Raw genomic sequence first — 16,999 nt, forward strand, 5'->3', positions numbered from 1 at the left:
TAGCAATTATGACAACATCTATCGTAAGTAAAGCCAAATGGTTGGCACCGCTTAGCGCTGCTATGCTGATGCTGGCTGGCTGTAACAATAGTACTGCACCAGAAGAGAATGCTGTGTCAGATACTGCAGCTTCTGATGCCCCTATCAATGTAAAAATCGCCACCGAATCAAGTTATAAGCCGTTTAGTTACACAGATGCTGATGGCAAACTTATCGGTTATGAGATTGAATTGGTCGATGCGCTATGTGCGCAAATGAAAGCTGAGTGTGAGGTAATCTCTCAAGATTGGGATGGTCTTATTCCTGGCCTTAATGCACAAAAATTCGATGCGATTATCGCTGGTATGTCAATCACGCCTGAGCGTAAAGAAGTGGTAGATTTTACGGATCCATACTTTCATACTGGCATTATCTTGATCGGTAAAAAGGGCGACGATATCAGCGTCGCTGATCTAAAAGGGCAGCCTGTAGCTTCGCAGCGCTCAACGGTCTCATCACAGTATTTGCAAGACGAATATCCCGATGCTGACATCAAGCTTTATGATACTCAAGACAACGCTTATCTAGATCTGACATCAGGTCGCTTACGTGCCATGATGTCAGATAAAGTGACAGGCATTGATTGGCTAAAGACTGAAGCTGGTCAAGACTATGAAGTCAAAGGTCAAGAGATTAGTACTGAAGAAGATGCCATGGGTATTGCCTTTCGTAAAGGTGATCCTCTAGTTGCCAGGTTCAATGAAGCTTTGGCTGAGCTAAAATCCAATGGTGTCTATGACCAGATTACTGGTAGCTACTTTGGTACCAGCACGACCGCTGCTGCTCAACAAACGGCAGCAACCGATGGTGTTGAAAAGGTAGTCGTCGTGGACGAAGGAAATGTCGATGCCAATGCTATGATTGCTGAAGAAGAGCAAGCAGAAGCAGCGACTAACTAATAGCGCATGTAATAAGTAATATCTGAGCTGTTTGTCTTTAGTAAATACCAAGGATGATTATGAGCAACCATTTTGTCCCCGCGATCGCAATGGCGAATATGTCTATCGTTAGATCGATTAAAGTGAATCGTTTATCCACCCCTTTACTGGCGGTGGCTGCTGTCTTTGCATTAGCTGGTTGTAGCAATAGCCAAGACAGTACTGATAACGTTGATGCAACAGCTGCTGAGACAACATCAGCTGCCGAGTCAGGTGAGGTATTACGTATTGGTACTGAAGGCGCTTATGCACCTTTTAACTATACCAATGCAGACGGGACGCTCGGCGGTTTCGATGTCGATATGGCCAATGCTATCTGTGCTGATATGCAAGTCACATGTGAAATTACAGCGCAAGATTGGGACGGTATCATTCCTGGTCTAAAGGCTGGCAAGTATGATGCGATTGTAGCCGCAATGTCTATAACGCCAGAGCGCGCGCAACAAGTTAGCTTTACCGATCCCTATTTTAGCAATACCTTGGTATTTTTGGCCAAAAAAGACAGTAGCTTTGATCCAAGGCAGAGTAGTGATATCAATACTCACTCTATTGCCGCCCAGCGCTCGACCATCTCTTCACAGTGGTTAGAGGATGCTTATCCAAAAGCCAATATGAAGTTATATGATACGTTGAGCAATGCGTTTTTGGACTTAGGATCAGGTCGTGTTGATGCAATGATCTCCGATAAACTGCCAGCGCTAGAATGGTTAAGCTCACCATCAGGTAGCGGGTATGTGATCAAAGGTGATGAGATCGATATCGACGATAACTTTGCAATCGCTGTGCGTCCTGGCGATGCTTTGCAAGCAAAAATTAATCAATCATTGGCGAACCTAAAAGCTGATGGTACTTATGATAAGCTCAATCAAAAGTACTTTGCTATGCCAAGTGTGGTAACCGATGAACCTATCGTAGATACTGCTACTCAATAGAGGTATCTTGCTCTAATGATTTATAAGCCAACCTCAAAATACTTATCTTATTAGTCAAAAGGATATTGCCAGACCGGTGATATCCTTTTTATTTTGTCGATGGTCTTCTATCGTAATATGTGCAGAAACACCTGCCAGTTATTAAAGATAACTGTAAACTGACTGTGCAGTCTTGCCAATTTATCCTAGTAGTAGGGATTTTGACAGTAGGAATGTTCATTTATAGATAGGTTTTGCTTATGAGCAGTAACATAGAGCTTGCCGATTATGATAAAATCACGGCGCATTTCTACCGAGTCAATCAATCATCGTCTGTGCGCAAGTTTAAATGCATTGCTGCTCTAGAAAATATAAGACGATTGGTACTGATTCTTTTAACTAACATTCTGCTAACTTGCTAATATAAAGAGACTGAGTGGACAACTGTGTTTGACTTACAAGGATTTGGCGCGCTCTTATTGAGCGGCGCAACCGTCACTATCAAGCTTGCCTTGACCAGCTTAGTTATAGGCATGGTCCTCGGGCTTTTGGGTGCGACTGCTAAGCTGTCCAAGGTTTGGATACTACGCAAAATTGCGACTGTCTATACAGCCACGATGCGCGGTATTCCTGAGCTACTATTGGTGCTGTTTATATATTATGGCGGCTCTATACTGCTGATGAGTATACTCAAAAATTTTGGTTATAACGACTATATTGAGATCAGTGCGTTTTGGGGCGGGGTCATGGCCTTATCTATTGCCTTCGGTGCTTATGCGACCGAAATTTTACGGATGTCTATTCAGGAGATTCCAGTAGGTCAGAGTGAGGCAGCACAAGCAGTTGGGATGCGTCCTTTTCAGACGTTTTATCGGATTACTTTACCGCAAGTATGGCAAATTGCCCTACCGGGTTTGGGTAACTTATTTTTGGTACTGCTAAAAGATACTGCTTTGGTATCAGTCATTGGTCTTAAAGATATTATGTATCAGTCATCCCGAGCCGCTCAGTCAACCCAGCAGCCTTTTACGTTTTATATGGCAGCAGCGATAATTTATTTAGGGCTGACGATGCTCATCACAGGCTTTATGATGTGGCTTGAATGGCGTGCTAACCCAGCAGCACGCTATGCCAAAAAGCTTAGCCGTCAATCGACCACAGGGTAGAGGAGAGATACTCATGGATTGGAATTGGCAGGTTATTTTTGATCATATCCCAGATCTATTGGGCGGAGCGGTATTAACTGTACAACTGGTCGTAATTTCAGGCATCATTGGACTGTTTTTAGGTTTGATTTTAGCGTTATTAAGACTGTCCAAAAGCTGGATGGTGCAGATCATACCTTTTTTGTATATTTTCTTTTTTCGTGGTACGCCGCTGCTGGTACAGATATTTTTGATTTACTATGGTCTTGGCCAGTTCGAATCCATACGTGATTCATTCTTGTGGGAGCCAGTACTTAGCCAAGCTTATTGGTGTGCCATCATTGCCTTTACGATGAATACGAGTGCATATCTTGCCGAGATTATTCGTGGAGCCATTCAAGCTATTCCAGTTGGCGAGCTTGAAGCTGCTGATGCGATTGGTATGTCGAAATGGCAAAAGCTCACTCGTATTACTTTGCCGCGAGCATTTGGTATTGTGATTCCAGCGTATAGTAATGAAGTGATTTTTATGCTCAAAGGTAGTGCCTTAGCATCAACGATTGCGCTGATGGATATCACTGGGGTAGCCCGTACTATCAGTGCCCGTACTTATACTTTGATGGAATTATTCTTCGCTGCAGGTGTCGTCTACTTACTATTATCATGGGTGATTTTATTCGTTTTTGGCAGGTTTGAAAAACGCATGAATCGTCATACCAGCTACGTACCACCAGATGTCGTGACACGCACTATCCCATGATACAAAACCATGTTTTTATTACGTAGATGATTACACATTACGATAGAGCGATTGATTAACCACTATTAAAAGATAATAATAAAAAATAGTGAGGAAAGCTGCTTGGTAAATAATCGTACGACTTCCTTTTATAGTGAGAACGCATCATGACTGAATCCCCCCATGTTTCTTTGATTAATGACATCGTTAGAGAAGATAATGAGTTTAGTCTAGACGATGATACCAGCGCTAATAACAAGCGCAATTTGATAGGTAAAGTCGTCTGTGTCGGTCGTAATTACGCCGCCCACGCCACTGAGCTTGGCAATGCTGTTCCAACGCGTCCACTACTATTTATAAAGCCTGCTTCAAGTATCATCTCTTTATCAGACGCTATTCCTAGTAGTATCCGTGATGTGCCCCGCGAAAAAGTATATCCAGTACATTATGAAGCAGAGTTCTGTATTCGTTTGGGTCAGGATTTGAAGTCAGCTTCGTTAGAAGAGGTTGTCAGTACTACTGGTTTAATTGAAGCAGTCACGCTAGGGCTAGATTTGACCCTGCGAGACTTACAAAGTGAGCTCAAAGAACAAGGCCATCCATGGGAGCGTGCAAAGTGCTTTGATGGAGCATGTGTGCTCGCTGACTGGGTCGATCCGCTGGCATTTGGCGACTGTAGCGATGTGCATTATCAGCTTTATATTAATGATGAGCTTAAGCAAGATGGTAATAGCGCGCTGATGTTATTCCCCGTTTATGAGTTACTTGCCGAGATTAGCCATGCTTTTAGTTTGCAAGCAGGTGATGTGATTATGACTGGCACGCCAAGTGGGGTTGGTATACTGCATGCAAGCGATGATTTAAAGTTGGTATTGGGCGCGCACGAGTGGCAAGCGCGAGTGCAATAGCGTTACTTTAAATATAAGTTTAAATAAAAATTTGATGTCTGAAAATACAAAATCCTGAGCCAATGCTTGGGATTTTTTGTTTAAATAAAGCCTGTTATTTAAATGTCATCGTATCGTCATGAAAGTTCAATAGACTCAAGTGTAATCCGCATTTTCGTAGTGTTAATTATAAAGCTGCGACTGATCCCATTTATACTAATCCAGCCTAACAGCAAGGTGACTGACAATGACATTACTAAATGATAAGCAAAATCTTGCCCACGAAGTTGTTGAAGATTCCAATCCTACTCATAATACTGACTTTCAAAGCATTATTAATCGTCGTCTTAACCGCCGTAGTATTCTAAAAGGAGGTACAGGATTGACAGCTGCTGCTTTTTTTGGCGCACTTCCTTTAGTCGGATGTGCTGACGATGATGAAAGTAGTATTGGAAGACCGATTGTCAATAATAATGCTGCTATCCCTGCGCAAGGTGACTTAAAGCGTCCTGATACTTTAAAGTTTAAAGCAGTCGCACACTCCACTGCCGAAACAATGAGCGTGGCAGAAGGTTATAAGGCCGAAATTATTTTGCCACTAGGCACGCCATTAATTTCTGGCATTGATGATTGGAAAGACAATCGTGAGCAGTCCGCTGAGTCGTTTGATTGGCGCATGGGTGATAACCATGATGGCATGTGGTTCTTTGGCAAAAAGGGTCATGGATACGATGCCAAAGCATCAGAGAATGGTCTGCTAGTCATGAATCATGAGTACGTGAATAGTGAGGAGCTAAGCCCGTTTGGCTACCATGTAATCCAAGATAATAATGCTGCACCTATATTCAAAAATCGCCGTCTCGCCAGTGATGTGCGCCGTGAAGCCAATTGTCATGGCGTGGCGGTAGTTGAGATGACTCGCCGTGCGGATGGCATAGGATATGAGATGGTGCTCAATTCAAAATACAATCGCCGCATTACTAGTAGTACTCAATCGCAGTTAGCGGGGCCGGTTGCGGGCTCCGATTTGGTCAAGACCAAGTTTGATCCGACAGGCTTTCAGACTCGTGGAATCAATAATAATTGCGGTGCAGGGCTATCGCCTTGGGGTACGTATTTGACGACAGAAGAAAACTTCTTAGGCGTCTTTGCCCGTGGTCAAGATGCCAGTCGATTAACTGCCGCACAGAATTATGGTCGTAAGCGTTATGGTGCAACAGAAAACTTTGCCAGCTCAGGGTATTTATGGCATACCCCAGAAGCCAAAGACGCCAAAATCTCTGATGAATTTTCCCGCTGGGACATGACAGCTGTCGGTGCAACAGCGACTGACGATTATCGCAATGGTTTTAACACCTTTGGTTATATCACCGAAATTGACCCTTTTGACCAACATTCTATGCCACAAAAACGTACAGCGTTGGGTCGTTTTGCTCACGAAAACTGTGCCTATGCACCTGTTGAGCAAGGCAAACCAGTGGTTTTTTATATGGGTGATGATGCTCGTGGTGAATATATTTATAAGTTTGTCTCCAAAGCCTTGTGGTCAAATAAAGATATAGGGGCGGGCTTAAAAGCTGGTGACAAGTATATGAATGAGGGCACGCTATACGTTGCAATCTTTCATGACGATGGTAGTGGTGAGTGGCAGCCGCTGGTTCATGGTCAAAACGGACTAGATGCCTCTAATAGCGTGCTGCCCTTCAATGGACAGGATGACGTTTTAGTGTTTGCGCGTGCTGCTGCTGACACGTTAGGGGCAACCAAGATGGATCGTCCTGAATGGGTAACGGTCAGTCCCATTACTGGTGAAGTTTATGTGACGTTGACTAATAATAAATATCGCGGTGAACGTGATGATCAACCAGTGTCTGCAACCAACCCGCGCAGTTATCAGGCTCGTGGTAAAGCGCGCGGTAATGACAATGGTCATATTATTCGCTGGGCAGAAGCAGGAGGGGATCATGCGGCAATGAGCTTTGAGTGGGATATTTATCTATTTGCTGCGCCGAGTGCTTTGTCAGCAGAGAACTTATCGCAATTAAATGATAATAACGATTTTTCTTCGCCAGATGGTTTGTATTTCGACCCACGTGGGGTATTGTGGATTCAGACTGATGACGGTGCTTATACCGATACCAGCAGTTGCATGTTGCTCGCAGCACTACCGGGTAATGTCAGCGATGGCACGCTCAAAACTACCTCGGCAGGACAACAAACTCGTGTCGGTATGAGAGCAAATAATGATAATATCAAACGTTTTTTTGTCGGTCCTGAAGGCTGCGAGGTGACGGGTATTACCCTAACACCAGATTTCAAAACGTTATTTATTAACATTCAGCATCCTAGTAATACGTGGGGTGCAGTCGCTGGTGGCAGTACTCCGCGCTCAGCTACGGTCATGATTACTCGCGAGGACGGAGATGTGATACTGGCAGAGTCGTTTGCAACGGATGTGAGAACGACATAGAGGGTGAGTTGTTCGTATTTATTGAAGATGAGTATAGTAAGCTTATGTGACAGTATAGAGGTTTTTTTTATCTGACATAGCAGATACTATGAGTAGGTACTCTTATCACCAGATACATCAAAACTATGAACAATCTAGATTCTATCGATTCGATTCACAATTTATTTGCCAAAAATAGGCTTGAGCCCACTACAAGCTCTGGCTCCGACGTTAACACACGGTTCCAAGGTGACCTATATGAAGAGCTGGCTAAGCTTGAATATATCTATATCGATGATGCGATAGAATTACAGGCAAATGATAATAAGACCCTCACTTCACCTAAGCCCATATCTTTAAGCGATTTTTTTGAAGGGTTAGCGCAGCTTGCGACGATGGGAGTGGTTGAAGTAACGGATATCGTAGAAGCCATCCACCGTGAGATTGTTTTACGTCCTTTGGGGCGTTTTAATGAAGGCAATGTCAGTAAATGGCAACGTGGCCTTACCGGGCGGATATATGGTGCGGTACGTCAAGTGGCGTTGTTAGTAGGTAATAATCTAGCATTGGCACTGCGATTGTATAAAAACGTAATCAGTCAAAAAGATGCCCGCCCGCTACCAGAATCTTTTAAGCAGCTTATTAACGTCCTAAATGGCGTGATGGGCGATCATCTTGTCAAACATGATAATCCCCTTGCTATTCCAATGACTCTATACGACAGCGCTTCATGTCCAAGAAGTGGACAGTCACAAAACAAAGAGATATCAGGGCGCGTTATTATCTTATGCCACGGTCTTTGTATGAGCTATTTAAGCTGGCAACCAATTGCTCATAATAGTCTTGGTGCACGTATTAGTCGCAGTCTGCCAGAATCTACCGTTCTATATCTTGATTACAATACCGGATGGCGTATCTCACTTAGTGGTCGTAACTTTTCTAAAGTGCTACAAGAGTTAGTAGATAATAATCCAAGCATCAGTCAGATAGACTTGGTTGGGCATAGCATGGGCGGATTGGTCGCTCGTAGTGCGCTATTTTATGGTAAACAGCAAGGCTTTGATTGGGTAAAGCGAGTTGGTAACCTGATTACTCTTGGCTCACCGCACCATGGTGCAAGCCTAGAGCGTATTGGCTATTTTGTGCAAGATATGATCGCCAAGCTACCTTTTGCAGGGTCGCTTGCCAAACTGGGCGATTTACGTAGTACAGGCATCATCGATTTGCGTTATGGTAGTATTCGTGACGATGATTGGAAGTCTTTAGAAGGCCGTAGTGTACTCCCACAAGAGTTTCTTCATCCTGCGCGTTTGCCGCTGCATGTGAATACGTATTTTGTCGCAGCCACGCTGATTGAGGCTCATTATGACTCTAAAGCGACAAGCTTATTGGGTGATGGTCTGGTAACGATACAGTCTGCGCTAGGGGAGCATGATGGCGAGCATGCTTTGTCGGTACCTGAAGGGCATAAGGCCATTTTTTATGGCGTGAGTCACTACAATTTACTTTATAACGACAGGGTACACAAACAGGTTGTCGCATGGTTGTTGGATAATGGCCAGAGTAACGCCAATCAAGAAGGGGATATCTTAGGCACTTGCATACATTCTTATCCCGAAAATATCGAGGTGAGGGTTTAGGTTTTTAGCTCTTTAGTCTTACTTATCCAGTAAAACAAAACCCCCGAGCATCACACTCGGAGGTTCTCATTATCGCTACAAATAAAACACATCAGGCTAATAACAACTATTCAGCAAATATCGCTGCCACATCGTCTTTGTCAAATTTATAGACTTCACCGCAAAATCCGCAATCCATCTCGAAAGTACCGCCTTGCTCTTCGATGATATCCAAAGCTTCTGCTTCACCGATTTGCTCAATGGCCATCTCTGACTTTTTACGTGAACAAGTGCAGCCAAAGGCTAGCTCGATAGGGTCAGGCGCGACGACGTTTTCTTCATTATATAAGCGATATAAGATTTCGTTGGTGTCAAGTGTGGTCAGCTCTTCAGCTTTGACAGTACGAGTCAAAACGCTTAGACGCGTCCACAAATCATCATCGATACCCGCGTCTTCGTTTTGCTCTACTTCATAGGTTTCCTCAGCAGTACGAGGCAGCATTTGTACCAATATACCACCTGCTTGCAAACCGTCAGATGCCAAATTAATCAGCGTTGGAATTTGTGCAGATTGCTTTTGGTAATGTGCCAAGCAGTCAGCCAAATTGTCATGGCTGCGCTCGACGATACCTTGATACGCCTCACCGCCGTTAGGCTGAATATTAATAAATAACACACCTTGACCCATAGCGCCAAGCTCAGCGAAAGCTTCATTAGCACGGGTCATGTTTTCCCACGCTTGTACTTGTTCATCTGTATCAGCTTTCCAGCTGGCAAGCGCGCGAATGATACCGTTTTGATCACATTCAGCCATTGCCCAATTCAACAAGCTGTCACTGTCTGATGACTGCAATTGAATAGACAAGCGGCCGTCTATTTTAACAGTACCGATAAGCAAACTGGCCGCCGTTAGCATTTCGCCCAACAAGCGTTTAATCGCTTCAGGGTAGGGCTTTTGAGCGATAGTACTGGCATAACTACGTGATAGACGGACGACGTCACCACGTACAGGCGAGTCTTGAATAAAAAAGCGCTGACGTACGTCATTATTGGTAGAAGCCGTGGCAGCTGTCGTTACTTGAGTATTGTGATTGGTTTGAGTCATAAGTCGTTAGTATGGTTAAGAAGTTGCTAACTTTATGGGGATTATTGATGAATTATCAACGATGAAAAAGCAGTAACACACTCTTCAAGCTTTAACACTAATGGCCGCTTAAGTCTTTAGATGTCGTTTCTTATGTGGTAAGAGATATTATCAGCGTATATGAAATATTATGAATATACGTAAGAAAAATTACCAACCTAGGTAAAAGTGTTGTACAGTAACATTAAGTTGCTCTATGATAACTGAAAGTAACAGCAAGGATGCTGGACAGTAGTATAGAAAATGTCCAGAGTTTTCACTGATTTGTACTAATCTGATAAAAGGATGTAACTTATGGCTTACTCGCTCTCAAAACCTCTAACGCTAGCTGTCGTTATGGCGCTTGGCTTAGCTGGATGTAATAATAGCAATCAAACCACCAGCGAAGCACCAGCAAATGATACTGCAACGACAGAGACTGCGGCAAACTCTAATGGTACCCTACAAAAAATAAAAGATTCGGGCACTATTGTCGTCGGTTATCGTGACTCCTCAATTCCGTTTTCTTATATCGCTGACGATCCCAATCAGCCAATGGGCTACGCGCATGATCTAGAGATGAAAGTCGTCGAAGCGGTTAAGCAAAAGCTCAACATGCCAGATCTAAACGTCCGTTACAACCTTATCACCTCGCAAACTCGTATTCCACTGGTCCAGAATGGTACGGTAGACTTTGAATGTGGCTCAACGACCAACAATGAAGAGCGCCAAAAACAAGTTGCTTTTTCTAATGGCTTTTTTGAGATTGGTACGCGCTTATTAACTAAAACTGACTCTGGCATTCAAAACTTTGAAGATTTGAAAGGCAAAACCTTAGTTACTACGGCAGGTACAACTTCAGAGCGTTACATTCGTCAATATAATGATGAAAACAATATGGACACCAATATCATCTCTGCAAAGGATCATGGTGAAGGTTTCTTGATGCTAGAGAATGGCCGTGCCGATGCCTTTATGATGGATGATGTACTGCTCGCTGGCGAGAAAGCCAAGGCCAAAAATCCTGATGAATGGGTCATCGTTGGTGAACCGCAATCGTTTGAAATCTATGGCTGTATGATGCGTAAAGATGACCCTGAGTTTAAAGCAGTGGTCGATGAGGCGCTTGCCAACACCTTTAGCTCAGGTGAGATTAACAACATCTATGATAAGTGGTTCTTAAACCCTATTCCACCGAAAAATGTCAATCTAAACTTTGAGATGTCAGACAACTTAAAAGCTTTAATTGCTAATCCGCACGATAGTGCCCAGCCAAAAGACGCGGCACAATAAGACATTTGTCCCTCAATATAGCTGGCTCATGCGCTTAGGAAAATCATTTAGATTGGCCTAACGCATGAGTCTATTTTCCGCTGCTCGGAGAGACAAAGATGAATTATAGCTGGAACTGGGGTGTGCTCTTTGAGCAGACTGGTATCGGTAATGAGCTGTACATACATTGGATGATTACCGGCCTTGGCTGGTTGTTGTTAATTGGTAGTATTGCATGGGCGATAGCATGGTTATTGGTACCATCTTCGGTATCATGCGCACCTTGCCAAGTAAAACTGCGCGCAGTATTGGCACCGCCTATGTCACTTTTTTTCGTAATATCCCTTTATTGGTTCAATTATTCTTTTGGTTTTATGTCGCCCCGGGCTGGCTGACACCGGCCTTACAAGAATGGTGGTATAAAGACTTATCTCCAAATACTTCAGCCATGCTCTCAGCAAGTATCGGGCTTGGCTTATTTACCGCTGCGCGTATCGTTGAGCAAGTGCGTACCGGTATTGAGTCATTACCACAAGGTCAAATCAATGCCGCTTACGCTCTTGGGTTTAGTGTTCCGCAAGCTTATAAACAAGTCTTATTACCCCAAGCCTTTCGTATCATCTTGCCGCCATTAAGCTCTGAGCTGACCAACTGCTTCAAAAACGCATCAGTGGCCTCTTTGGTGGGCGTGATGGAGCTCATTAGCCAGACCAAAACCATCAGCGAATATACGCAAAATAACATTGAGATCTATACTTACGCGACTGTGATTTATTTGGTATTCAATCTATCCTTAATCGCTATCATGGGTTTGATTGAACGCAAACTGCGCGTGCCTGGGCTTATTGCAGGGAGTCAGAAATGAGTATGATGACCGAACTTGCAACGGCCTATCCAGGTCTAATGGGTGGTATGCTGACCACCTTAAAAGTATTGTTTTTAGCCATCCTCGGTGGTATCAGTTTAGGAACGGTACTCGCCTTGATGCGTCTATCTGGTATCAAAGTGTTAGAAGTACCAGCCAAACTATACGTCAATTACTTTCGTTCTGTGCCGCTGCTGCTAGTATTGTTATGGTTTTATTTTGCCGTTCCGATGATCTATTTTTGGGTAGCTGGTAAATACTTGCAACTTGATGCCGCTTTTGCCTCATGCGTCGTTGCTTTTATGATGTTCGAAGCCGCTTATTTTTCAGAAGTGGTGCGGGCGGGTATTCAGTCTATCGGTAGCGGCCAAGTCAATGCTGCAAAAGCTTTGGGTATGACTTACGGGCAGACTATGCGCTTAGTCGTGTTACCGCAAGCCTTTCGTAAGATGCTGCCGCTTATTTTGCAGCAGTGTATTATTTTATTCCAAGATACGACATTGGTATTTGCTATCGGTTTGACAGACTTTTTCCGTGCAGCCTACGTACGTGGTGAGCTGATGGGTTTATTGACGCCTTATATTTTAGGCGCAGGAGCGGTGTATTTTATCATCAGCTTAAGCGCTTCTATCGGTGTACAACACGTGCAAAAACGTCTGAGGTTTTGAATTTTTTAATAATTTTAAAATAATGTGGTTAGGAGCCAGTGATGAGTAGTGCTGATACGTATACAAATGACTTTGGCGGACTGGTTACGAATAATGGTCATGCTAGCGATGAGATGGTCATTCAAATGACTGACGTCAGCAAGTGGTATGGTGACTTCCAAGTTTTGAGCGATTGTACTGCTCACGTACATAGGGGCGATGTGGTAGTGGTTTGTGGCCCATCGGGTAGTGGTAAATCTACCTTAATCAAGACTGTCAATGGGCTTGAACCTTTTCAAAAAGGTGAGATTATGGTCAATAGTATCTCAGTCGGTGCGCCAAAGACTGACTTACCTAAACTGCGTAGTAGCGTTGGCATGGTGTTTCAGCATTTTGAGCTGTTTCCGCATTTAACCATTATCGACAATCTGACCGTCGCACAAATCAAAGTATTAGGCCGTAAAGAGTCTGAGGCCAAAAAGAAAGCGATGGCGTATTTGGATCGGGTAGGACTGACAGCGCAAGCGGCGAAGTATCCAGCCGAGTTGTCTGGAGGTCAACAGCAGCGGGTCGCCATTGCCCGTGCGCTTGCAATGGATCCCGTAGCGATGCTGTTTGATGAGCCAACCTCAGCGCTTGATCCAGAGATGATTCAAGAAGTGCTCGATGTGATGGTCGAGCTGACTCGCGATGGTATGACGATGATGTGTGTGACTCATGAGATGGGCTTTGCCAGTCAGGTCGCTAACCGTATTATTTTTATGGATGAGGGCTATATCGTTGAGAATTGTAGTAAAGATGAATTCTTTGAAGGCGCGAAAAGTGAACGCGCGCAGATGTTCTTATCGAAGATTCTTAATCATTAATGTACAACACTATATTTCGAGTCATTTCTAAAGCGTCTATAAATAGGCGCTTTTTTGTGTGAGTAAATATATATCTTCAATATTGATGTTGATATGAGTGACTACATTATGGGCTACGTGGGAGAATAGATGAGTGCATGGCTGTTTACTGATACAATAAGAGCAATCATATTCAACAAACATAATAGTTAACTTAATGGGAGCTTGTATGAGTGCAGAACATTCATCTACATCGAAAGGTGTGGTCATTGTAGGGGCAGGGCTGGCGGGTTGGCATGTCATTGATGCGATTCGGGCGAAAGATAAAGACATTCCAATTACCTTGATTACTGCTGATAGTGGCGATCGTTATCACAAACCAATGTTAACCATGGCGATTAGTCAAAATAAACGCGCCTCAGATTTAGTACGGGCTACAGGTAGTGATGCAGCTAAGGCTGCAAACGTCAATTTACTCGCCAATACCCAAGTTAGTGACATTGATGCCGCCAGTCAGCAATTACATCTTGTCTCTGCTACGCGCTCAGATCCGGCCAATGTAGATTACGCCACTATTGGCTATGATAAATTAGTATTAGCAATGGGTGCTCATCCTATCTTTCCACAAAGCTTACCAGAAGATTTGGTTTGGCATGTCAATCATATTGAGCGTTTTGGTCAACTGCAAGAGAAGTTGGCAACTGGTAATCAGCATGTTGCCATTGTTGGGGCTGGCATGGTTGGGACAGAAATTGCTGAGGACTTGCTCAAGGCTGGGCATGAGGTGACGCTGATTGATTTAAATGATGCACCGCTTTCACAAATGCTACCGCCAAAAGCAACAGCGCGTATCGCTCAAGCAGTCAAATCGCAAGGGATTAACTTTTTGGGCGGTTATCAAGTGTCTGACGTTATGCGAATTAGTGACAGCGACAATGATAATGAAAGCACAAGCAGTCATGATAAATTACAAGTCGATTATAAGCCGATAGCAGGTGCCGATAGTACGGCTGATCAGCAACCTGAACCTTTAATCGTAGACCATGTGATAGCTAGTACAGGCCTCACTGTCGATGATAAATTGCCCGCCGCTGCTGGTGTTGAGTTCAATCGCCGTACCGGTATCGTGGTCGATGCGACGACATTACGTACCAATGCTTCTAATATTTATGCCATTGGTGACTGCATGTCTATCAATGGGGTTGCCTGCCGTTATGTCGCGCCACTGCGGGCGCAGGCTGCGACCATTGCCGATGATATTTTAGGTCATGAGCACGAAGGCTATGAGCATAAGCCGCCGATGATTCGTCTAAAAAATAAAGCCATCTCTGTCATGGCGACTGGTGTACCACAAGCGACTGGCAATTGGCAAGTAAAGACTGAAACGGATGACGAGTTAATCATGGATTTGCTAGATGATAACAATGACGTCAGTGCGACAGTGACTATTAAAGCGCCTGTCACGCCTAAAGGGTAGCTATTAAAAATATCTACATCATATACATCATAGCCAGTGTTGCTATCTAAATGCAGCACTGGCTTTTTTTATGGCTATCGCATCTTTTGCATTAGTTATCGACTTGATAGTACGTTGTATCAATCATAATCGATACGTGCTGTATCAGTTATGATTGACAGTCTTTTCTTTTAGGCGCTATATTGGTTAGGAGGCAACTAGAAAGCTATAAATATAGCGATAAAGAGTATTCAAGGAAGAATATTTACCTTAGCAGCGCATTAAATGCTCATAAAACAGTAATAAAACCAACAGCAAAACGAAAGGACTCGTTATGACTCAGCACACCGATTTCGACAATATTCTCAATAATGTTCCCAAAGTTAATATAGGTGCGCGCTCAGCGAATGCGCCACTCACCCAAAGCCATGACAAAGGACTTGATGTACCGCTGATTGAGGCGACCATCGGAGATTTTTTCGATGCCATTGTCAATAAATATCCTGAGCGTCAAGCCTTGGTTTCTCGCCATCAAAATATTCGCTGGACGTATCGTGAGTTACAGGAAAAAGTCAGTCAGTTAGCCAGTGCCATGATTGAGATGGGACTTGAGATAGGTGATCGTATCGCTATTTGGTCGCACAACAATAGCGAGTGGCTGCTGATGCAATTAGCAACAGCAAAAATTGGCGTTATCTTAGTCAATATTAATCCTGCCTACCGTACCTTTGAGCTGCAATATGCGCTGAATAAACTGGGCTGCTCGGCCTTGGTATTGATGCGTCATTTTAAAACCAGTGATTATACGCAAATGATTCGCGAGCTATGTCCTGAAATTTATCATAAAAGCTATAATCAGCTTGATTTGGTCGAGATTCCTACTATTGAGCGCATTATTTGGATTGATGAGCCAGAGAACAATGAGGACTTTAATTTTATGCAAAAGTTCTCTACGTGGATGGCAGAGGGTGATGCAAACGACCCTCGCGTAGCGGAACGCCAAGCTCAGCTTAAGAATACTGACGCTATTAGCGTACAGTTCACCAGTGGCACGACCGGCACACCGAAAGGCGCCACCTTAACGCATCGTAATATTCTCAATAACGGCTATTTTATGGGCGAAGGAATGAGGCTGACAGAGGAGGATAGGCTATGTATCCCACTGCCGCTTTATCATTGCTTTGGCATGGTGGGTGGCAATTTAGCCATTTTAACTCACGGTGGTTGCGCGGTGTATCCTAATGATGGCTTTGATCCGCTGACAGTATTGCAAACGGTGGAAGAAGAAAAATGTACTGCCTTACTTGGCGTGCCGACGATGTTTATCGCAGAGCTTGATCATCCAGACTTCGATAGCTTTGATTTGTCCAGTTTGCGCACGGGTATCATGGGCGGCTCGAGCTGTCCGATTGAGGTCATGCGCCGTGTCATGGATAAGATGCACATGAGCGAGGTCACGATTGCTTATGGCATGACCGAGACCAGTCCAGCTTCTTGTCAGACCAGTTCGCAAACGCCCCTTGAAAAAAGAGTGTCTACAGTAGGGATGGTGCTGCCAGCGCTTGAGATCAAAATCGTGGATACCGAAACGGGTGAGGTCGTCCCGATTGGAGAGACGGGCGAGCTACTCACATACGGCTATGCGGTCATGAAAGGCTATTGGGGTAGCCGCTTTAAAACCCGAAAAGCCATTCAGGATGGTTGGATGCATACGGGTGATTTGGCAAAGATGGATGAAGATGGTTATATCACGGTGGTTGGACGTAGTAAAGATATGATCATTCGTGGCGGCGAAAACATCTATCCAGTAGAAGTCGAAAACTATCTCTATCGCCATCCTAAGATTCGTGATGTACAAATCGTCGGCGTGCCTGATAAAAAGTATGGTGAAGTATTGGCAGCGTGGATTATTGCCAAAGAGCTTGGTAGCTTGGGCGAAGAAGAGGTAAGGCAATTTTGTCGTGACCATATCGCTCATTATAAAGTGCCGACCTACTTTCGCTTCGTTGATGAATACCCAATGACCGTGACTGGTAAAATTCAAAAATATAAAATCGTTGAGCA

Annotated in this window: 13 protein-coding genes and 1 pseudogene; 13 read left to right on the forward strand and 1 reads right to left on the reverse strand. The window is 44.0% G+C overall.

Translation table 11 applies throughout. The features are described from left to right. Positions 1–8 precede the first annotated feature (8 nt). The 7 genes from PENNN9_RS02020 (at position 9) to PENNN9_RS02050 (ending at position 8,748) form a co-directional block, all read left to right on the forward strand. Positions 9–938, forward strand: a complete 930-nt coding sequence (locus PENNN9_RS02020) for a transporter substrate-binding domain-containing protein (protein ID WP_058368090.1) — start codon at positions 9–11, stop codon at positions 936–938. Positions 939–997: 59 nt separating this feature from the next. Next, a complete protein-coding gene (locus tag PENNN9_RS02025) occupies positions 998–1,909 on the forward strand; it encodes an ABC transporter substrate-binding protein (protein ID WP_058368091.1) in 912 nt (303 codons plus the stop codon). Between the two features lie 425 nt (positions 1,910–2,334). After that, positions 2,335–3,054 carry an ABC transporter permease gene (locus tag PENNN9_RS02030; RefSeq protein ID WP_058368092.1) on the forward strand — a complete coding sequence of 240 codons (720 nt, stop codon included), beginning with the start codon at positions 2,335–2,337 and terminating at the stop codon, positions 3,052–3,054. Positions 3,055–3,067: 13 nt separating this feature from the next. Continuing rightward, a complete protein-coding gene (locus tag PENNN9_RS02035) occupies positions 3,068–3,793 on the forward strand; it encodes an ABC transporter permease (protein ID WP_058368093.1) in 726 nt (241 codons plus the stop codon). A 146-nt stretch (positions 3,794–3,939) separates the two neighbouring features. Then, positions 3,940–4,680: a fumarylacetoacetate hydrolase family protein gene (locus tag PENNN9_RS02040; RefSeq protein ID WP_082637951.1), complete on the forward strand. Its 741-nt coding sequence runs from the start codon at positions 3,940–3,942 to the stop codon at positions 4,678–4,680. A 226-nt stretch (positions 4,681–4,906) separates the two neighbouring features. Next, on the forward strand, positions 4,907–7,129 hold the full coding sequence (locus PENNN9_RS02045; protein ID WP_058368094.1) for a PhoX family protein: 2,223 nt from the start codon (positions 4,907–4,909) through the stop codon (positions 7,127–7,129). A 125-nt stretch (positions 7,130–7,254) separates the two neighbouring features. Then, positions 7,255–8,748, forward strand: a complete 1,494-nt coding sequence (locus PENNN9_RS02050) for an alpha/beta fold hydrolase (RefSeq protein WP_058368095.1) — start codon at positions 7,255–7,257, stop codon at positions 8,746–8,748. Between the two features lie 106 nt (positions 8,749–8,854). Here PENNN9_RS02050 and PENNN9_RS02055 read toward each other — a convergent pair whose 3' ends face one another. After that, entirely contained in the window at positions 8,855–9,832 is a 978-nt protein-coding gene (locus PENNN9_RS02055; protein WP_058368096.1) for an Hsp33 family molecular chaperone HslO, read from the reverse strand. A 333-nt stretch (positions 9,833–10,165) separates the two neighbouring features. Here PENNN9_RS02055 and PENNN9_RS02060 point away from each other — a divergent pair, with 333 nt between their 5' ends. The 6 genes and pseudogenes from PENNN9_RS02060 to PENNN9_RS02085 all read left to right on the forward strand — a co-directional run. After that, positions 10,166–11,143 carry a glutamate/aspartate ABC transporter substrate-binding protein gene (locus PENNN9_RS02060; protein WP_058368097.1) on the forward strand — a complete coding sequence of 326 codons (978 nt, stop codon included), beginning with the start codon at positions 10,166–10,168 and terminating at the stop codon, positions 11,141–11,143. A gap of 98 nt (positions 11,144–11,241) precedes the next feature. Then, positions 11,242–11,987, forward strand: a pseudogene (locus PENNN9_RS02065) (amino acid ABC transporter permease). After that, positions 11,984–12,655, forward strand: coding sequence for an ABC transporter permease subunit (locus PENNN9_RS02070; protein ID WP_058368098.1), 672 nt, complete (start codon positions 11,984–11,986; stop codon positions 12,653–12,655). Before PENNN9_RS02065 ends, PENNN9_RS02070 begins: the two are co-directional and overlap by 4 nt. A gap of 113 nt (positions 12,656–12,768) precedes the next feature. Next, positions 12,769–13,500, forward strand: coding sequence for an amino acid ABC transporter ATP-binding protein (locus PENNN9_RS02075; protein ID WP_058368108.1), 732 nt, complete (start codon positions 12,769–12,771; stop codon positions 13,498–13,500). Positions 13,501–13,708: 208 nt separating this feature from the next. Next, complete coding sequence (locus PENNN9_RS02080) at positions 13,709–14,956, forward strand: FAD-dependent oxidoreductase (protein WP_058368099.1); 1,248 nt, start codon at positions 13,709–13,711, stop codon at positions 14,954–14,956. A gap of 313 nt (positions 14,957–15,269) precedes the next feature. Continuing rightward, positions 15,270–16,999: AMP-binding protein (locus PENNN9_RS02085; RefSeq protein ID WP_058368100.1), on the forward strand; the 1,730-nt coding region annotated here is incomplete at its 3' end.

This window comes from Psychrobacter sp. ENNN9_III, from assembly GCF_001462175.1.
GTDB lineage: Bacteria > Pseudomonadota > Gammaproteobacteria > Pseudomonadales > Moraxellaceae > Psychrobacter.

Bases quoted from the DNA above. Each gene is read 5' to 3' on its own strand.
- PENNN9_RS02020 (WP_058368090.1), top strand. From the start codon at position 9: ATGACAACATCTATCGTAAGTAAAGCCAAATGGTTGGCACCGCTTAGC.
- PENNN9_RS02025 (WP_058368091.1), top strand. From the start codon at position 998: ATGAGCAACCATTTTGTCCCCGCGATCGCAATGGCGAATATGTCTATC.
- PENNN9_RS02035 (WP_058368093.1), top strand. From the start codon at position 3,068: ATGGATTGGAATTGGCAGGTTATTTTTGATCATATCCCAGATCTATTG.
- PENNN9_RS02040 (WP_082637951.1), top strand. From the start codon at position 3,940: ATGACTGAATCCCCCCATGTTTCTTTGATTAATGACATCGTTAGAGAA.
- PENNN9_RS02045 (WP_058368094.1), top strand. From the start codon at position 4,907: ATGACATTACTAAATGATAAGCAAAATCTTGCCCACGAAGTTGTTGAA.
- PENNN9_RS02050 (WP_058368095.1), top strand. From the start codon at position 7,255: ATGAACAATCTAGATTCTATCGATTCGATTCACAATTTATTTGCCAAA.
- PENNN9_RS02055 (WP_058368096.1), bottom strand. From the start codon at position 9,832: ATGACTCAAACCAATCACAATACTCAAGTAACGACAGCTGCCACGGCT.
- PENNN9_RS02060 (WP_058368097.1), top strand. From the start codon at position 10,166: ATGGCTTACTCGCTCTCAAAACCTCTAACGCTAGCTGTCGTTATGGCG.
- PENNN9_RS02070 (WP_058368098.1), top strand. From the start codon at position 11,984: ATGAGTATGATGACCGAACTTGCAACGGCCTATCCAGGTCTAATGGGT.
- PENNN9_RS02075 (WP_058368108.1), top strand. From the start codon at position 12,769: ATGGTCATTCAAATGACTGACGTCAGCAAGTGGTATGGTGACTTCCAA.
- PENNN9_RS02080 (WP_058368099.1), top strand. From the start codon at position 13,709: ATGAGTGCAGAACATTCATCTACATCGAAAGGTGTGGTCATTGTAGGG.